This is a genomic window from Streptomyces ruber, from assembly GCF_014648075.1.
In the GTDB taxonomy this organism is placed as follows: Bacteria; Actinomycetota; Actinomycetes; order Streptomycetales; family Streptomycetaceae; genus Streptomyces; species Streptomyces ruber.
Map to the genome: position 1 here is coordinate 46902 of NZ_BMQK01000010.1, position 17462 is coordinate 64363.

Genomic DNA, 17462 nt, shown 5'->3' on the forward strand with positions numbered 1-17462 from the left:
GCCGTGTACGGGACCGCCGCGTACGGGACCGCCGCCCGAGGACCACGACGGGACGGGCCCGCGCACGGACCGGCGCGGGCCCGCCGTCGTCAGTGGTCGTCCCAGTGCCCCTCATGGGCGGCGTGGCGGTGCCCCTCGTGGACGTAGTCCATGTGGTCTCCGTGCGGCACCGCGACATGACCGCACCCGACGCGGTGTTCGTGACGGTGGGGTTCGTGGGCGGTGTGACCGGCGGTCTCGCATTCGTCGGTGTGGTCCCCGTGCATCCGGTGCAGGTGCCCGTCGTGGACGTAGTCGACGTGGTCGCTGTGCGGCACTTCCACGTGACCGCAGCCTTCGCCGTGCCGGTGCGGGTGGTCGGCGTGCGGAGTGTGCGCGGTGGCGGTCATGGCGCCTCCTTCTGCCTGTTCCCTTCTCCTTTCCAGTCTGCCGCTCCTCCACCCCGGCCGGCATCCCGCCCGCAGCTACGCTACAGAATTCCCCCAGTGCTGCGGCAGGAAAGGGCGGGCCGGATGTTCTCCGGGAATTCGGTGAGGTGCGACGGGCTGACGGTCTGACCGGAATCAGTCCTTACCAGGGAACGGAAGCGGGTATTCCCTGAGTCGAGTAGTCGGCTTTTCCACAGAACTCGAAGAACAGGGAGACTGGCCTGATGAGCAACATTCCTGCACCTCAGACCTGCGGCATGGACTGCACCTGCGGCCCGGCGTGCGGGTGTGGCTGTCAGAGCGGCAATCCGTGCAACTGCGGCGGCTAGGAGCGGCGCCCCCGGAAGGGCCGGCCGCATCGGTGGTCGGCCCTTTGCCCGTCGAGCGGTCGTATGTGACTTCAGTCCGTACTGAACCGCGGCTGCCCGTTTGTATTCCGAGGCACTTCTCGAACGGCGAACGGTGTGCAATCAGCGCATCAGAACGGCGTGGAGCGGGGCCGGCCGGGCCTGCCGACCGGGGCGGTGCGGGCGGCGGGGTCCGGCTGGAGGAGGAGCAGGTGAGGTCGTCGGCCTGAGTGGTGCGTCCGGTGTGCCCGTGGAGCAGTTGCAGGAGGCGGTCGAGGGCTTCGTCGAGGGCGGGCGCGTTCAGCGCGGCCAGGGCGTGCCGGTCGAGGGGGAAGAACGTGTCATCGGCGGCGCGGGCCTCGGCGAGGCCGTCGGTGTGCGGCAACAACCGTTGATGCGGGGTGAGTTGCGCGCGGTGCATCCGGGGGTCGGGGGCCAGTCCCAGGGGCGGTGACGGGTGGGGCGGCGCCGGCGGGGCGAGACGGCGGCCGACCCGCAGGGGGGCGGGTGGCCGCAGTTGACCAGCCGGACCTCGCCCGGGCGCAGGTCGGCGAGGAGGAGGGGGACGAAGTCCTCCGCTTCCAGGTGGGCGTGCAGACGTGTGTCGAGGGTGCGGGCGAGACGGACGAGGTCGGCCTCGTCCGGCGCGGCGTCGCGGAAGGCGGCACGGAGGACGGAGGCCAGCCGTGCGGCGGCTGGGCCGTGCCCCTTCACGTCGGCCAGGATCAGGTCACCGAGGGCGACCCGACGGTGCTGGTGTCGAGCCCGATCACGATCGTCCTGTACCTCGTGCTCGCACTCGGCGTCACCGGTCTGCTGGTCCAGCGCGCCCGGAACCGCCGCCGGACCGCGGCTCAGCAGCCCGTCCCGTCCTGACCCGCCGGGCCGGCCCGCGTCGCGGGCCGGCCCGGTCACGAATGGTGCGCGGAGCCGGGTGTCAGACGTCGACGCCGTAGTCGGCGGCGATGCCGCGCAGGCCGGAGGCGTACCCCTGGCCGACCGCGCGGAACTTCCACTCGCCGCCGTACCGGTACAGCTCGCCGAAGACCATCGCGGTCTCCGTGGAGGCGTCCTCGGAGAGGTCGTAGCGGGCGATCTCCCGGTCGTCCGCCTGGTTCACCACCCGGATGAAGGCGTTGCGCACCTGGCCGAAGCTCTGTCCGCGCGCGTCGGCCTCGTGGATGGAGACCGGGAACACGATCTTCGCGACCTCGGCCGGCACCGCGGCCAGGTCCACCTCGATCGACTCGTCGTCGCCCTCGCCCTCACCGGTCAGGTTGTCACCGGTGTGCTCCACCGAGCCGTCCGGGCTCCGCAGGTTGTTGTAGAAGACGAAGTGCCGGTCGGAGACGACCTTGCCGGACGCGTCGCAGAGCAGGGCGGAGGCGTCCAGGTCGTGGTCGGCGCCGGTGGTGGTGCGCACGTCCCAGCCGAGGCCGACCCGGACGGCGCTCAGGCCCGGCGCCTCCTTGCTCAGCGACACGTTGCCACCCTTGGCCAGGGTGATTCCCATGGTTCGTCCTCCCGACTGTCCCGACTGTGAGCTGCCCGCGGGGACACTTGGCCCCGGAAGCGACATCGACCCTACCGCCACAGTTGCGCACTTGCGCAACCCATAAGCTGTGCTGGTGATGAACACCGATGCGATGAAGCGGGAGACCGCGGTGCTCGACGGAGGGCCCGCGGACGGAGCGCGCACGAAGGTCACCGGCCGCCCCTGGGTGCTCCAGGTGACCTGCCCGTGCCCGACGGACACCACACCGGACGGTGTGCGCGTGGAGGCGGTGTACGTCTACCGCCGCGACCCGCACGTGGAGACCGAACCGCTGCGGTACGGCTTCGACGTGGCCAGCCCCTGACGGCGGCCGCGCGGAACTCAGCGCGCCGGGTCGCCGCCGTCACCGGGGCGGCCCGGTGCCGCGTCGTCCTCCTTCATGGCCCGGGCCTCGCTCCTGAGGATGCGCACCGACCTGCCCAGCCCGCGCGCCGCCTCCGGCAGCTTCTTCGACCCGAACAGCACGATGACCACGATCGCCACGATCAGCAGGTGCCAGGGCTCCAGTCCGTTGCGCAGCATTTCGCCGCCCCTTCGCTCCGGGCGGCGGCACACCCCGCGGGCCCGTCCGCCACCATGATGGTTGCTATATTGCGCAACTGTACAACTGTGGGGAGGGTCGGTTCGTCCCCTCCGTACGAGTCGGACGGATGAGGGGCGCCCATGACCACCACCAGCGATCCAGCCACCCCCACGCGCCGCCGGCGCCGGGCGGCACCTCCGCGCCGTGGCGGAGCGCGCGGCGGCCGCACCGCACGGCGCGGCAGGCGCGGCCCTCTGCGCACGGTGCTTCTCGTCGCGCTGGCCGTCACGGTGCTCGGCACCGCCGGCCTCGGCTGGATCTACCTCAGGCTCAGCGGCAACGTCACCACCTTCGACGGCGACGGCCTGTCCAGGAACCGTCCCGACGCCGCCTCCTCCAAGGGTGAGAACGTCCTGGTCATCGGCTCGGACGCGCGGACCGACGGCAACGACGCGCTCGGCGGCGGCAGCAAGGACGACGTCGGCCGCTCCGACACCGCGTTCCTCCTGCACGTCCACGCCGACCACCAGCACGCCACAGCCGTCTCCGTGCCCCGCGACACCCTGGTCACCATCCCGCCGTGCCGGCTGCCCGACGGGTCCTGGACCCGGACCCGGACCGGTGCGCAGTTCAACGCGGCCTTCTCGGTCGGGCAGCGCCCCGAGGGCAACCCCGCCTGCACCCAGAACACGGTGGAGGAGCTCACCGGGCTCCGCGTCGACCACACCGTCGTCGTCGACTTCAAGGGCTTCGCGGCGCTGACGGAGGTCGTGGGCGGGGTGCGGGTCTGCGTGCCCGGCGACGTGTACGAGCAGGACCTCGACCCCAACCGCCGCACGCGCGGCAAGCTGCTGTTCCACCAGGGCGAGCAGACCGTCTCCGGTCAGGACGCACTGAACTACGTCCGCATCCGGCACGGCATCGGCGACGGCTCCGACATCGGCCGCATCAAACGCCAGCAGGCCTTCGTCGCCAGCCTGCTCGCGAAGATCAGGAGCGACGGGCTCACACCGGCCAGGCTGCTGCCGCTCGCCGACGCCGCCACCAGGTCGATGACCGTCGATCCGGGGCTGGGCACGGCGGACAAGCTGATCTCCTTCGCCATGTCGCTGAAGGACATCGACCTGCACGACACCAAGTTCGTCACGCTCCCCTGGCGGTACGAGGGCAACCGCATCGCCGTCGTCCAGCCCGACGCCGACCAGCTGTGGGCCGCGCTCAGGGCCGACCGCACCGTCGACGGAACGGACGCCGGCGGCGGGAGGACCGCGACGGCGTCCGCCTCCGCGTCGCCCGACGCGCGGGGGGATGTCTCCGGCGACGGCATCGAGGTCGCCGTCTACAACGGCACCACCCGGCCGGGGCTGGCCTCCCGCGCCGCGTCGTCGCTCACCGGGCACGGCTTCACCGTCACCGGCACCGCGAACGCGAGCAGCCAGGACCACGCCACCACCGTGATCGAGTACGGCGCGGGCCGGGAGTCCGAGGCGAGGACGGTCGCCCGGCTCTTCCCCGGAGCCGGTCTCCGGTCCGTCGGCGGCACCGGTCTCGGCGTGGTCCTGGGCGAGTCCTACGCCGCGGACGACGACTCCGCCTCGCCGGCTCCGACCGCCCTGCCCACCTCGGTCGCGGACGGTGCCCGCTCCGCCGACGACGACCTGTGCGCCGACCTGTCGTACGGATGACGCCGTGCCGTGGGGACGACGCCGGTCACGCCGCCCCGCGCGCCACGCGGCGTCGCTCGTAGCGCGCCCCGGCGGCCCGGAGCATCGCGGCGTAGAGCACGAGCACGGCCGCGAACAGCGGGTAGTACGCGGCGGGCAGCGCGGTCAGGCCGAGTACCGGGCCCACGGGTGAGAGCGGCAGCAGCAGGCCGACGGCGGCCAGCGCGGCCGCGGCCCAGCCGATCGGGCCCGGCGTACGGCCCTCGGCACCGCGCCGTCCGGTGCGCAGCAGCACCATCACCAGGGCCTGGGTGAGCAGGTTCTCGGTGAACCAGCCGGAGTGGAACACCGCCTCGTCGTCCAGGGCGTCGGGGCCGTGCAGGGCGTAACCGAGGACGGCGAGGGTGGCCAGGTCGGCGGCGGCGTTGAGCACACCGAACCCGGTGATGAAGCGCAGCAGGCCGCGGGGGTTCAGCACGGTCGGGCGGCGCAGCACCGCCGGGTGCGGGCGGTCGTGGGCGAAGGCGAGCTGGGCCGCGTCGAAGCTCAGGTTCTGCGCCAGGACCTGGGCCGGGAGCATGGGCAGGAACGGCAGGAGGAGACCGGCCGCCAGCATCGCGATGACGTTGCCGAGGTTGGACGACAGGGTGACGCGCAGGTAGGTGGCGATGTTGCCGCCGGAGTGCCGTCCCGCGGTGAGGGCGGCGTCGATCGCGGTGAGGTCCTTCTCGGCGAGGACCACGTCGGCGCTCTCCCTGACGACGGTCACGGCTCCGCGGGGGGCGATGCCCACGTCGGCGGCGCGCAGCGCGGGCAGGTCGTTGACGCCGTCGCCGAGGAAGCCGACGGTGTGCCCGCCGGACCGCAGCGCGGCGGTGATCCTGGCCTTGTGCTCGGGGGCGCAGCGGGCGAAGACGGTCGTGCGGCGGGTCGCCTCGGTCAGTTCGGCGTCGCTCAGGCCGTCGATCCTGTCGGCGGTGAGGACCTCGTCGGGACCGACGGGAACACCGAGGTCACGGCAGGCGCGTACGGCGATGCCCGGGTGGTCGCCGGTGAGGACCTTGACCGTGATGCCCCGGTCGGCGAAGGCCGCCAGGGCGTCGGCGGCGCTGGGGGCGAGCCCGTCGCGGAGGGTGACGAGCCCCCGGAAGGTCAGACCGCGTTCGTCGGCCGGGGTGCGGTCACGGACGCCGGCGGGACGTTCGGCGGTGGCGACGGCCAGCACGCGCAGGCCGCCGCCCGCGTGCCCGGCGGCGCGGGCCAGCAGCAGTTCACGCCGGTCCTCGGTCAGCGCGCAGCGTTCCAGGACGGCCTCGACGGCTCCCTTGACGACCAGTGTGCGCGTGCCCGGCCGGCCCGGCGTACGGACGACCGCGGTGGCCAGGCGGCGCACCGGGTCGAAGGGCAGGGCGGCCGTCCCGTCGTACGCCAGGAGGTCGTCCGCGTCGGCCGCGTCGAGGATCGCCTCGTCCAGGGGGTCGGGAGCGGGCGGATCGGCGAGCTGGAGGGTCCACCAGGCGTTCACGGCGGCCCACCGGAGCACGCCGGGGTCGTCCTCGCCCTCCGGGCCGAGGGCGCGGTGGACGACGGGGCGGTCCTGGGTGAGGGTGCCGGTCTTGTCCAGGCACAGGACGTCGACGGCGCCCAGGTCGTGCAGTGCCGGGAGCCGTCTGACGATCACTCCGTGGGCGCGGGCCAGGAACGACGCGCCGCGGGCCAGGCAGGTGGTGACGACGACCGGCAGCATCTCCGGAGTCAGTCCGACCGCGACCGCCACGGCGAAGGGCAGCGTCTCCAGCCCGCGCCCGCGCAGCGCGGCGCCCGCCATCAGCACCAGCGGCGGCATCAGCAGCACGAACCGGATCAGGATCCAGGAGATGCCGCGCACCGAGCGGTCGAAGGCGCTCGCCTCGCGCCGTGCGGCGGGTCGCCCGTGTGCCGCCGCGAACCGGGTCCGCGCGCCGGTGGCGACGACGACCGCCGTGCCGCTGCCGGAGGCGACACTGCTGCCCTGGAAACAGAGCTGGGGGCGGTCGGCCGCGCCGCCGGAGCCGGTACCCGGCGGGTCGGCCGCGTCCTTCGCGACGGGCGCCGACTCACCGGTGAGCGGCGCCTGGTGCACGGTCAGTCCGTGCGCGCGCAGCAGCCGTACGTCGGCCGGGACCAGGTCGCCCGGGCCGAGGCGGATCACGTCGCCGGGGACCAGTTCGTCCACGGGGATCTCCCGGCTCACCGGCGCGGCGTCCTTCCCGGCGCGGCGCAGCACGGTGGCGGTGGTGGGGACGAGGCCGCGCAGGGCGGCCATGGACCGGCCGGCCCGGTGCTCCCCGGAGGCGCGCAGCGCACAGCTGACCACGACGAGCAGCAGGGTCACGCAGGCGGTGCCCCAGGAGGCGACGGCCGCCGACACCAGCCCGAGGCAGAGCAGTACCGCCGTGAACGGGTCCTTGAGGCCCCGAGCGAAGAAGAACACCCAGGACGGATCGCGGCGCGCCGGGAGGACGTTGGGCCCGTACCGTGCCAGCCGCTCCTCGGCCTGCGCCGCGGTCAGTCCCCGCGGGCCGGTGCCCAGCTGCCGCAGCACCTGCAGCACGGTCGGCACGTCCGGCCCCGTACGGCCGGCCGGGACTTCTCCCGGCCCCGGCACGGCCCCGCGGACGAGTGCTCCGGCCCCGTGCCCCGGCGCCGTGGCGCTCCTACGCACCGGTGGTCCCGCGCAGCCGGCGCACCGGGGCGGACGCCTCCTCGGCCCGCACGGCGAGCTGGCCCACCATCAGCCGCACCACGGTCACGATGTCGGGGTCGTCCACGAAGTAGACCTGGCGCCGTCCTTCGCGGCGGGAGCGCACCAGGCCGGCCAGCTTCAGCTTCGTCAGGTGCTGGCTGACCGCGGGCAGCGCCCCGCCCACCCGGTCCGCGAGGTGGCTCACGTCGCTCTCGCCCTGCGCCAGCGCCCACATGATGTGCAGCCGTGCCGACGAGGCCAGCAGACCGAACGCGGCGGCCGCCTCGGCCAGCACCTCGGCAGGCGGATCCCCGAATTCACCGGCGTCTGCCGCCACAGTCCTCTCCGTTCCGCGCCGGTCATCGCCGCCGTACCCGCGCCGCTCCAGTCTAGGTGCCCTGCCCCCGACGCCTTCTCCGGCCGGGGACGGCCGCCGCTGCCGCCGCTCGCGGCGGGCTGCCCGAAGGGCCCCGGGCGGTGCACCCGGGGCCCTTCGGTGTGCGGACCGGCGCCTGCCCCACCCCCGTGGGGGCTGGAGCCGGCCCGCGGCTCATCGGCCGGACGCGTGGTGCCGCGTCGCGGACGCCGTGGTCGCCGGGCTCACCGTCAGGGGCCCGAGACCGCCGCCGAAGACGCTCAGCCCGCCCGGTGCGGCGAGGTACCCGCGCAGGCCCGCGGCGGCATAGTCCATGAGCGGCGCCGGCATCCCGGTGAGGGGGAACCAGCGGAGCTCCGCGCACTTGTCGGGCTCCCGGTTGACCGGGGTGCCCGTCCAGGTGCCGGCCTCGAAGAAGACGCCGAGGTGGTCGGTGGTGCCGTGCCGGGCGTGGACGGTCTGTCCGACGACCAGGTCGGCCGGGGCGAGGGTGATGCCGAGTTCCTCGTGGGCCTCGCGCACGGCGGCGTCCACGACGGACTCCCCGGGGTCGACCTTGCCGCAGGGCAGCGCCCACTCGCCGCTCCCGTACGCGGCGCCGCTCCGCAGGGCGAGCAGGACGTCCCCGCCCCGCCGGAGGATTATGTGGACGTCGAGGTCGGCGGACGCGGCGCTCATACGGCGGCCTCCCGGGGGTCGGTGACGAGTTCGCGGACGGCCGCGTCGGCGTGGCGGTAGTGGGCGGCGACCTGCTGCAGCCAGAGGACCTCACCGTCGTAGTCGCCGCCGGACGCCGAGGTGAAGGGGGCGGGGACACGGCCGGGGGCGTCGCCGCGCGTCCTGTGCGTGAGGGCCGCCCTCGTCCAGCAGGCCTCTGCCGCCGCCGCGGTGTTCCCGTCGGCGGTGTGCTGCCGCGCGTACTCCGCGGCGCGGTCGAAGAGGTCGGCCGGGGCGTAGTACTGCAGCTCCGCGAGGGCGTCGCGGATCTCGGTGACCCAGCGGGCCAGCCGGTCGTCGACGGGCTGGTCCGGGCGGAAGACGTCGCGGACGTGGTCGACCGGCCCGGACAGCGGGCCCAGCCTCGTCCGTACGGGCTTGACCATGATCTTCGCGGGGACGGCGACGGCGAGGTCGCGCCACAGCGGCCGCAGGCGGGAGAGGGCGGTGAACGCGCGGACACGGTCGACGAGCGTCCGGCCGGCCGGCACCGACAGGCCGAGCAGCAGCAGCGGGAACAGGGCGGTCGACACGGCCTCGGTGACGGTCTCCTGCAGTTCGGCGATGTGGTCGGCCGGGGTGACGGCCGTTGCGTAGAAGACGTACGCGGTACGGAGCAGGGCGTACAGGACGCCCAGGCCCATGGAGGCGCACATCATGCCGAGCGCGACGCGCATGAGGGTGCTCGTCGTGCGGCGGACGGCGCTGCCCCACTGGTAGGCGGCGACGGCCGAGGCGCCCGCCATGTAGAGGTAGACGAGCGTCATGTAGGCGGTCATGCCGGGCTGGCCGGCGTGGCCGGTGACGAAGTGCTCGGTGGGCTCGTCGCGGTCGATGGCGAACGCGAACAGCAGGACCAGGGCGACGGCGGTGGCGACGGACGTCTTCAGCGCCACCCTGGACACGGCCCGGGAGACGCGGACGTAGCGCTCGCCGGAGGACTCGTCCTGGCTGCCGTACACCGCGAGGACATAGCTGAGCAGGGAGTAGATCCCGCCGATCGCGATGACGTGCTTGACGACACTGGACAGGTCGTTGACGCCGCTGTGGTCGAGGCCGTAGTCCACGAGCGGTGTCTTCAGCGTCCAGACCGCGGCGAAGGCGACGACCATGCCCCACAGGGCGCGGCGGCGGTGGTCGCCCCAGAGGGCCGAGGGCAGACGCCACAGGGCGCCCGCCCAGAACAGGACGGCGACGACGTAGGGTGCGGCGCTCACGGGTTCCTCCTCCAGCGCCTGCGTGGGGCAAGGGGGTGGGACAGGCTCTCCGTCAGCCGGCCGACCAGGTCGTCGGTGGCCCGGCTGTCGCGAGCGGCGCGGTCACGGATGATGCCCGCGGAGATCTCGGTGGCGAGTTCCTGCTCCGACTCGTAGTCGGTGCGGGCCGCCATGGGGACGTCGCGGAGGAAGCGGCCTATCAGGTTCGTCCCCAGGTGCGGGGTCATCCGCCGGAACTCCTCGGGGCTGACGGTGCCACCGTGGTCGAACCACTCGTGGACGAGTTCGTGCAGGAGGACGTGTTCCTGGTGGAACGGTGTGCCGCGCAGGGGGAACAGGACGAGGCTCACCTCGCCGCCCAGCTTGACGCGGAGGCCGCAGGCGGAGCCGGGCGCGGTGAGCGCGGGCGGCATGGGCCGCAGGACGATACGCCGGCCGAGCCGGTCTTCCATCGCACGGACCAGCGCGGGGATGCCGAACGGCTTCGGGACGGGGAAGCCGTCCAGGTCTTGCTCGCACTGCTTGCGCAGCCGTCGCAGGGAGGACATGGACACCTCGGTGGGGATGGCGCGGGATTCGGACACGCTGTACGGCTACGACGGACACCTACGGCGTTGTGGTGTCGTCGTCGGTGAGCTCCGCGGTCACCTCGCTGAGGTAGGCGAGGAGTTCGGCCGACAGCCCCGTGGTCACCCCCCGGCCGGCGATGCCCTGGACGTCCCCGCGGTGGACGGCGCGCAGGAAGTTCAGCGACTCGATGACCCGTTGCGCCACCTCTCGCTGGTCCTCGAAGAACAGCGGGTCCACGTCGAAGAACTGGGCGACCGCGTCGATGATCGGCTGCCCCGGGACGTACGGCTCGCCGGTGTCCGGGCTGGTCTCGCCCGACCGCATCTTGCCCAGGGTGACGTGCGAGATGACCTTCCGCCGGTGGAACTCGTTGACGGCGTCGGCGACGGCGCGGTCCGACGCCCGGCTCCCCCACGGTGCCTCACCCGGGGGAAAGGCGTTCCTGATCAGGTACTCGACCTTCTCGGCGAGTGTCCGCGGCTCGCGCTCGGCTGCTCCGTCACCCATCGCGCTCCTCACCGGGCCTGACGTGAACGAGTCACGCGATCACCCTACGCCACTGTTAAATCGATTTTCCACACAGGAACATCGTACGCACAAGCCCCTTCCGCCTCATCGGGCAGACGCGGGACCGCAGCGACGCGGGGCTGGGTGGAGGGGAGGCGCGAACGGCGCCCCGGCCCGGCGGACGTGATCCGGCGGACCCGCCCGGCCTCCGGCGCGTGGGCACGGGATGCGGGCACGGAACGCGGGCATGAAAAGGACCCGGATGCCGACGGGGGATGCAGCATCCGGGCCTGATCATTAGCTTAGCGCCAGCAGGGTGGACGACCACAACACCGCGCGCGAAAGTGCCCGGAAGAGGCCGGAAAAGGTGGGGAAGGAACCGAGGCCGACAGCAGTCCGCCGCGCGCCGGCCGGCGCCGGCCGGCTCATGGGCTCTGTGGTCCACATGGTGGTATGTGACGGCGTGGATCGTCGGCCCACGCGATTCCAGGGCGGTTCCCCACGGCTCCCCGTGCTTCGATCGCGCCAGGAGGTACGTGACATGGCTGACGAGCGACCGCAGGAGCACCGCCCCCGGTTCACCGCGTCCCGGCGCCGCGTGCTGGCCGCGGCGGCCCTGGCACCGGTGTCCACCGGGACGCCCGCCGACGCCCGGGCCCTCCCCGCCGGGCCGGAGGGCCGCACCCCGGTGGAACCGGTGAGGACCCGGTCGGCGGACTGGGCGGAGGTGGCCGAGGCCCTCGGCCGGCCAGGCGACATGAGGCGGTTCATGTACCACACGGCCCTCCCCCGCCGGGACCTCACGGTCTTCTCCCACGGCGTCCGGATCGACCCCGCCCTCGCCCTGGGCACGCACCTGGCCTTCGTCCGGTACGCCGACCGCAGCACGCTCCTGATGGGCGACGCGGTGGTCACCGAACGGGAACTGCAGTCCTTCGTCGACGTCGCGCAGGAACACGGCATCCGGCAGACCGCCGTCCACAAGCACCTGCTCGCCCACCGGCCGGACGTCTGGTGGGTCCATCTGCACGCCCACGGCCACGATCCGGTCGCCCTCGCCCACGGACTGCGCGCCGCGTTCGACCGCACCGGCACGCCGCCGCCCGGCCGGCCCTCCCGCCGGGCTCGGCCCGTCGCCCTGGACACCGCCGCCATCGACGCCGCCATGGGCGTCGAGGGCGTCCATGACGGTGAGGTCTACAAGTCCACCTACGTCCGCCGGGAGACCGTCACCGACGGCCGTCTGGCCCTGCCCGCGGGGCTGGGCTCCACCACCTCCGCCAGCTTCCAGCCGCTCGGCGGCGGACGGGCCGCCCTCAGCGGTGACCTGGCGATGACCGCCGACGAGGTCCATCCGGCCCTCGTGGCGCTGCGGCGCGGCGACATCGACCTCGTCGAGGTCCACCATCACCACCTGACGGACGAACCACGCCTGTTCTTCGTCCACTTCTGGGCCGTCGGCGACGCCGTCGGGCTCGCCGGGGCAGTCCGCCGCGCCGTGGACACCACCGACGTCGTCCCCATGCCGGGAGCGACCGGCTGACGACCGCGGCCGGCGAGAACCGCGCGCCGCGGCGCTCGTGGAGTGACGTGCCCCCACACGCTGTCACAGCGCTCGGCCGAGCGGTGTCCTGGGACCGGGCCCCTCCCGCTGCTCACCGCACCGGACGTGGCCCAGGACGTCGAGCTCGCCGAGAGTGTGTCGATGGCGCTGGTGCTCGTCCTCGAGACACTGCCGCCGACCGAACGCGCCGTCTTGGTGCTGCGCGAGGTGTTCGACGGCGGCCACGACGACATCGTGGCCGCCGTCGGCAGGAGCCCCGCGGCCGTCCGCCAGATCGCCCGCCGCGCCCGGCAGCACGTCGAGGCCCGCCGCCCCGGGAGGTGGTCTCCGCGAGCCGGGCCCGGGCGGCCGTGGACGCGTTCCGGCGCACGCTGGAGACCCGGGACCCGCAGGGCCTCCTCGACGTACTCGCCCCCGAGGTCGTCCTCGTGAACGACGGCGGCGGTGTCGGGCGGGCCGCGCTGCGGCCGATCGTCGGCACCGACAAGGTGGTCCGGTACATCATCGGCGGCACCGGCAGGACGAGAGCCACGCTCGCCCTCCCCCCACCGTGGCCAACGGCGGCCCGGCGCTCGTCGTACGGCTGGACGGCTGGACGGCTGGACGGCTGGACGGCTGGACGGCTGGACGGCGAGATCGACGCATCATGACGTTCCGGGTCGAGGACGACCGCATCACCGGCGTCTGCTGCGTCCGCAACGCCGAGAAGCTGACCCGCGTCGGCTCCGGGACCCCGCTCGCCCCGCGGTGAGCGACGTCCCGGAGCCGAGCCGGTCCTCACCTCGTGCCGAAGTCCTGCGTCCAGTAGTGGCCGTAGGTGGTGCCCGCTCCGTACGCGTAGCCGACGCCTATGTGCTTGAGCGAACAATCGAGGATGTTCGCCCGGTGGCCCGGGGAGTCCATCCAGCCCCGCACCACGTCGGCGGCGGTCGGCCGGCCCGCGGCCACGTTCTCCGCGAGCGCCCGCCAGCCGGTGTAGCCGGCCGCCTCGGCCCTGCTCACCATGGTGCTGCCGTCGGAGCCGTCGTGCCCGAAGAAGTCGTGGTCCGCCATGTCCTGCGCGTGCCGCTGCGCGGCCGTGTCGAGGGCGGGGCTGCCCTGGAGCGCCGGACAGCCCGCCCTGGACCGTTCGGCGTTGGTCAGACTGATCACGGCCGCGCGCATCTCGGCGGGGGTGGCCGCCGACGCGGGCGCGGCCGTGAGCGTCACCGCCGAGGCGGCGGCGCCGACCAGGACCGCCGTCAGACGCCGGGTGAGTGTCATGTCGTGTCCTTTCGTCTCGTCCCGGTGGGCCGCGCCGCCCTCGGCGCGTCGTGCGGGCGGGTCACATCCGGTCCGTGTGACCGCCGGCCGCTCGCGTCACGGCAGCGCTTCCCCGGTCATCTCGATGTGTCCCTGGTCGGGGTCGATGACCCCGCCGAGCCGCTAAGAGCGCCGTCGGTCAGGGCGAGGCACTCGGGCACCTCCGGGATGTGCTGGAAGGTGCCGCTGTCGTCGACGCGGACGACCGGGGAAGCGCGGTGACGCCGACGGCCAGGCGGGCGAGGGGGAGCGTACGGAACATGTCGCTGATGCCTTTTCGGGTGTCGGGTGCCGGGGAGCTCCCGGGGGGAGGGGGACGGCCGGGGCTCAGCCCACCGTGCGGTAGGCGGCGCCCACCTGCGTGGCGGTCGTGCCGTCGTACAGACCGGTGCCGTCGCCGCGGCTGGTGGAGAGCGTGAACCAGGCGTACCGCTCGACGTACGGCAGTGACTGGAGCATGGCGGTCGACTGCTGGACGAACGCCGCCTGCTGGGTCTGGGTGGGATACCTCGCCGTGCCGGACGACCAGTCGATCAGCGCGTACTCGGTGAGCCAGAGCGGCTTGCGGTGGCGGTCGTAGGTGGCCTGGAGGTAGCCGCGCAGCTGGCTGGTGGCCCGCGTGGCGTCGAAGTCGGCGCCGTACCAGTGCACGGGGATGAAGTCGACCCGGTGGCCGCGGGCGGCGGCGCCCTGCAGGAAGCGGTCGAGCCAGCTCCCGGCGCGGTCCGCCCCGGTGGCCACTCCGGGCGCGCCGAGCCGCAGGCCGGTCGACTGCAGCCGGGGCCACAGGTCGAGCGCGTGCTCCACGGTCATGGTCGCCTGCCCCGGGTGGTCGGGCTCGTTGAAGCCGAGGAGGGTGGTGCCCTGCTGCCTGGCCCGGTTCAGCTCGGTGTCGGTCACCGAGGCCGGTCCCCAGATCATGGGGACGAACTCGACGCCGGCCGGCGCGGTGATCCCGAACCGGTCGGAGGACCAGGTGTAGAACCAGCCGGACCGGGAGTCGGCGAGCGCCTGGCCGACCCCGCTGAAGCTCCAGGCGCTGACGCCCTTCTTCCGCACGGCGGCGGCGCCGGTTGCGGGCGTGGCCGCCGCGGCGCCGGTCGCCGGCGTGGCCGCCGCGGCCCGGCCCACGGCCGTGAGCGCGGCCGGTGCCGCCAGCAGTGCGGTGAGTACGTTCCTCCTGCGCATGGTGTGTACCCCGTCCGTTCAGGAGCCGCGGTGGAAGGTGACGGTGAAGCCGCTGCAGCGGCTGCACTGCTGCATGACCTGGTTGCCCGGCTCGGTGTCGTGCTTCGACCAGCCGTACGCCTTCGGGCAGTTGGCGGCGATCATGTCGCTGTAGGGCGTCCTGGCGTCCCGGTTCGGGTTGGTGCACAGCTTCGGCGTGCCGTCGGCCCATCGCGTCAGGTTGCCGGCGGGGCACAGGGGCAGCAGGTTCCGGCTGCAGCCCATGGTGCCGCAGCCGCCGCCGGAGCCGGTCACGCCGGTGGGGACGATGGTGATCGGCACCGAGAAGGCGTTGACGTGGCTCACGTTGTACCAGGTGGCCAGGGCGTCCCTGCTGTCGAAGTTGAACTCCGCGAGGCTGACCGGCTGTTCGCCGGTGTTCGGGGCGCAGTGGTCGGCGAACGCACCGCAGTCGCCGAGCTCGCAGTGGAAGGTGCTGCCGGAGACTCCGCTGCACCCCATGCGCGCGAAGAACTTGCCGCGCCAGTGACCGGGGTCCGCCGTCTCGGGGATGGTGATCGTCGCCGAGCGGCCGGGCTCGAGGATCGGCAGGGAGCCGAAGTTCCTGGAGCCGTCGGCGTTGACGGTGCTGCCGACCCAGATCTTCCTGCCGGTGTCGTTGACGAACGTCACCGTGTGGTCGACCGCGCTCGCCGCGGCCGGTACGGCGTCGTCGAGCGTCGCGCTCGTGACCGTGACCGTGTCGGTCCGGGGCCGCGCGTCGGTCTGCGGCGCGATCAGTGCCGGCAGGGCCGCCGCGACGGCGGTCACGGCGGCCAGAGCGGACAGGATTCTGCGCACAACTCCTCCGTCGGCTGCGTGGTGGGGGGTGAGGGGTTGAGGTGGGGGGTGAGGGGTTGAGGTGGGGGAAGGGACCCGCGTCGGCGTCACGCCCTGCCTCCCGGAGGAAGCGCCTTCACACCGAGAATGGACTGAGCATGACAAGCCTGTTCCGGCGCTCGACCGCTTTCCGAGAGCGCTCTCGCCAAGCGACGGCCATATATGACAGCGACCCTGGTGCGACTGTCAATGGTCTGCACCAAGTGGGGATCGTTTCCGGCCAGTACGTCCCGCGTCTCAGGAGCCACCCGCCCCCCGCCACAGCCGGGCCAGCTCCTCGTACAGGGGGTCGGTGAGGTCCGCGCGTACACCGCGCGCCACAGCGGGCCGGGGTCCCACCGACGACCGGCGCGCGACCGACTCGAAGGACAAGTCGATCTGCGGCACCCCCAGGGCCGTCAGCCGGGCGCCGGCCGTTCCGAACGCGACGGCGGGAACACCGGCCCACAGCAGGGCGCCCGCGCACATCGGGCAGGGCTCGGCCGTGCTGACCACCGCGTGGTCCCGCAACCGCACGCCCCTCGCCGCGGCCTCCCGCAGGAGGTTCATCTCCGCGTGGGCCGTCATGTCCCCGTCCTCCGCGCTGTTGGCGGCGCCCGCCGCCACCGCTCCGCCGTCCAGGGCGACCAGCACCGCCCCGAACGGCCATCTGGCCGCCCGCGCCCACGCCACCGCCTCGGGCATGGCGCGCACCACCGCCGCCCTCGACTCCCGCGTCCACGGGCCGCTCCACTCCCGCCCTTCCGGATGCCTCTGGGAACCGGCCCTGTCCGTGACGGCCGGCCCGGTCACCGCACCCGCCGCCACGGACAGGAGCCACCGCCGTGAAGAGGAGATCGCGTCCATCCCGCTGCTCTGTCACGGAGTGACGCCCCGACCGCCGAAGGTGACGGCGGGTCCGGTGATCGGCCGGGGAGGCCGGCGGGGCTCGTCCGGCTGAGCCGGCACCACGCCGGGCCGGGCCGCCGATCACTGTGCCAAGCTCGGGCCATGACGGTTACCGGGCCCGGTGAGAGGCCCTTCGACGCGGTGCTGTGCGACCTCGACAACGTCATCCGGTTCTACGACCTGACGCTGCTGACGGCGCTGGAGCGCGAGGCGGGACTGGCCGAGGGGACGACCACGAGGGTGGCCTACACGCCGGAGACCGACCTGCCGCTGCTCCTCGGTCTGATCGGCAAGGAGGAGTGGGTGGAGGCCGTCGCGCTGGAACTCGGACGCCTCGGCGACCTCGGCGAGCCGGTAGCGGAGCCCCGGGCCCGCGAGCTGGCGACGGCTCTGGCCGAGGCGCCGTCCCGGGCCGACGCCGTGGTGGTCGCCCTGCTGCGCCGGATACGGGAGCACATGCCGCTCGTCCTGGTGACCAACGCGCCGCTGTGGGTGGAGAGCGACCTGGAGTCACTGGGGCTGACCGGTCTCGCGCACCATGTCGTCAGCAGTGCGCGGGTGGGGGTGGCCAAGCCGGACCCCGCGATCTACGAGATCGCTGCCGCGCGCGCGGGGACCGACGCCGAGCGGTGCCTGTTCGTCGACGACCGGACGGAGAACGTCGAGGCCGCCGTCGCCCTGGGGATGACCGGCGTGCACTATCGCGGCCCCGAGGATCTGCGGAGGGTGTGGGACTCCGCGGCCGTCGGTCGGCCGAGCCGGTCCCCGGCGACGGAGAGCGCGACCTCACGGTGCGCGTCGCGCTCGGCGAGCCCGACGGCGACGGACGCCCGTACGTCGTCGTAGGCGTCCGGCCCCAGGGGCAGGCGCAGCGGCGCGGCCCCGCAGCCGACGAGGCCGTTCATCGCCTCGTGGCCTTCTCCGGATCGTCGGGCACAGGGGAGGCACCGGCTGCTGCGAGACGGTGGCCCGCGAGACCGGCGCCGGTCATGCCGGAGCACGAGGGCACCCC

18 protein-coding genes and 2 pseudogenes are annotated in these 17462 nt (G+C 73.6%); 5 read left to right on the top strand and 15 right to left on the bottom strand.

Annotated features, from left to right (window positions below):
- Positions 1–89: 89 nt before the first annotated feature.
- From IEZ04_RS21155 to IEZ04_RS21170, 4 genes and pseudogenes are all read right to left on the bottom strand, one after another.
- Positions 90–389 carry a hypothetical protein gene (locus IEZ04_RS21155; RefSeq protein WP_189218508.1) on the bottom strand — a complete coding sequence of 100 codons (300 nt, stop codon included), beginning with the start codon at positions 387–389 and terminating at the stop codon, positions 90–92.
- 174 nt (positions 390–563) lie between these two features.
- Positions 564–1196 carry a SpoIIE family protein phosphatase gene (locus IEZ04_RS35990; protein WP_189218641.1) on the bottom strand — a complete coding sequence of 211 codons (633 nt, stop codon included), beginning with the start codon at positions 1194–1196 and terminating at the stop codon, positions 564–566.
- A 134-nt stretch (positions 1197–1330) separates the two neighbouring features.
- Positions 1331–1690 (bottom strand): annotated as a pseudogene (locus IEZ04_RS35995) (SpoIIE family protein phosphatase); the annotation flags it as partial.
- A gap of 22 nt (positions 1691–1712) precedes the next feature.
- Positions 1713–2288, bottom strand: coding sequence for a TerD family protein (locus IEZ04_RS21170; RefSeq protein ID WP_189218509.1), 576 nt, complete (start codon positions 2286–2288; stop codon positions 1713–1715).
- A gap of 118 nt (positions 2289–2406) precedes the next feature.
- Here IEZ04_RS21170 and IEZ04_RS21175 point away from each other — a divergent pair, with 118 nt between their 5' ends.
- A complete protein-coding gene (locus tag IEZ04_RS21175) occupies positions 2407–2634 on the top strand; it encodes a hypothetical protein (protein WP_189218642.1) in 228 nt (75 codons plus the stop codon).
- A gap of 17 nt (positions 2635–2651) precedes the next feature.
- Here IEZ04_RS21175 and tatA read toward each other — a convergent pair whose 3' ends face one another.
- Positions 2652–2852 (bottom strand): Sec-independent protein translocase subunit TatA, encoded by a 201-nt coding sequence (gene tatA / locus IEZ04_RS21180; RefSeq protein ID WP_189218510.1) that lies wholly within the window; start codon positions 2850–2852, stop codon positions 2652–2654.
- A 141-nt stretch (positions 2853–2993) separates the two neighbouring features.
- Between tatA and IEZ04_RS21185 the strand changes: the two genes are divergently transcribed.
- Positions 2994–4538, top strand: coding sequence for an LCP family protein (locus tag IEZ04_RS21185; RefSeq protein ID WP_189218511.1), 1545 nt, complete (start codon positions 2994–2996; stop codon positions 4536–4538).
- Between the two features lie 25 nt (positions 4539–4563).
- Here the strand turns inward: IEZ04_RS21185 and mgtA are convergent, their stop codons facing one another.
- The 6 genes from mgtA to IEZ04_RS21215 all read right to left on the bottom strand — a co-directional run bounded on the left by mgtA (position 4564) and on the right by IEZ04_RS21215 (position 10629).
- A complete protein-coding gene (gene mgtA, locus IEZ04_RS21190; RefSeq protein ID WP_189218512.1) occupies positions 4564–7221 on the bottom strand; it encodes a magnesium-translocating P-type ATPase in 2658 nt (885 codons plus the stop codon).
- On the bottom strand, positions 7214–7579 hold the full coding sequence (locus IEZ04_RS21195) for an ArsR/SmtB family transcription factor (protein ID WP_189218513.1): 366 nt from the start codon (positions 7577–7579) through the stop codon (positions 7214–7216). Before IEZ04_RS21195 ends, mgtA begins: the two co-directional genes overlap by 8 nt.
- A 213-nt stretch (positions 7580–7792) precedes the next feature.
- Positions 7793–8296, bottom strand: coding sequence for an NUDIX hydrolase (locus IEZ04_RS21200; protein ID WP_189218514.1), 504 nt, complete (start codon positions 8294–8296; stop codon positions 7793–7795).
- The gene (locus IEZ04_RS21205) at positions 8293–9552 is read right to left on the bottom strand and encodes an MAB_1171c family putative transporter (protein ID WP_189218515.1); all 1260 of its coding nucleotides are present in this window, start codon (positions 9550–9552) and stop codon (positions 8293–8295) included. The genes IEZ04_RS21200 and IEZ04_RS21205 overlap by 4 nt, the downstream gene beginning before the upstream one ends.
- Positions 9549–10136, bottom strand: a complete 588-nt coding sequence (locus IEZ04_RS21210) for a toxin (RefSeq protein WP_229821154.1) — start codon at positions 10134–10136, stop codon at positions 9549–9551. The genes IEZ04_RS21205 and IEZ04_RS21210 overlap by 4 nt, the downstream gene beginning before the upstream one ends.
- 22 nt (positions 10137–10158) lie before the next feature.
- A complete protein-coding gene (locus IEZ04_RS21215) occupies positions 10159–10629 on the bottom strand; it encodes a hypothetical protein (RefSeq protein ID WP_189218516.1) in 471 nt (156 codons plus the stop codon).
- Positions 10630–11170: 541 nt separating this feature from the next.
- On the opposite strand from IEZ04_RS21215, the gene IEZ04_RS21220 reads away from it, so the two are divergent.
- Positions 11171–12172, top strand: coding sequence for a DUF1259 domain-containing protein (locus IEZ04_RS21220; RefSeq protein WP_189218517.1), 1002 nt, complete (start codon positions 11171–11173; stop codon positions 12170–12172).
- Positions 12173–12271: 99 nt separating this feature from the next.
- Positions 12272–12944: pseudogene (locus IEZ04_RS21230) on the top strand (sigma factor-like helix-turn-helix DNA-binding protein); the annotation flags it as partial.
- 26 nt (positions 12945–12970) lie between these two features.
- On the opposite strand, the gene IEZ04_RS21235 reads toward IEZ04_RS21230, so the two are convergent.
- The 4 genes from IEZ04_RS21235 to IEZ04_RS21245 all read right to left on the bottom strand — a co-directional run bounded on the left by IEZ04_RS21235 (position 12971) and on the right by IEZ04_RS21245 (position 16408).
- On the bottom strand, positions 12971–13456 hold the full coding sequence (locus IEZ04_RS21235) for a CAP domain-containing protein (protein ID WP_189218518.1): 486 nt from the start codon (positions 13454–13456) through the stop codon (positions 12971–12973).
- Positions 13457–13822: 366 nt separating this feature from the next.
- Positions 13823–14683: a glycoside hydrolase family protein gene (locus IEZ04_RS34950; protein ID WP_229821155.1), complete on the bottom strand. Its 861-nt coding sequence runs from the start codon at positions 14681–14683 to the stop codon at positions 13823–13825.
- An 18-nt stretch (positions 14684–14701) separates the two neighbouring features.
- Complete coding sequence (locus IEZ04_RS34955) at positions 14702–15523, bottom strand: thaumatin family protein (RefSeq protein ID WP_229821156.1); 822 nt, start codon at positions 15521–15523, stop codon at positions 14702–14704.
- Positions 15524–15799: 276 nt separating this feature from the next.
- Positions 15800–16408, bottom strand: a complete 609-nt coding sequence (locus tag IEZ04_RS21245) for a deaminase (protein WP_189218519.1) — start codon at positions 16406–16408, stop codon at positions 15800–15802.
- A 144-nt stretch (positions 16409–16552) separates the two neighbouring features.
- Between IEZ04_RS21245 and IEZ04_RS21250 the strand changes: the two genes are divergently transcribed.
- Positions 16553–17296: an HAD family hydrolase gene (locus IEZ04_RS21250; RefSeq protein WP_189218520.1), complete on the top strand. Its 744-nt coding sequence runs from the start codon at positions 16553–16555 to the stop codon at positions 17294–17296.
- Positions 17297–17462 lie beyond the last annotated feature (166 nt).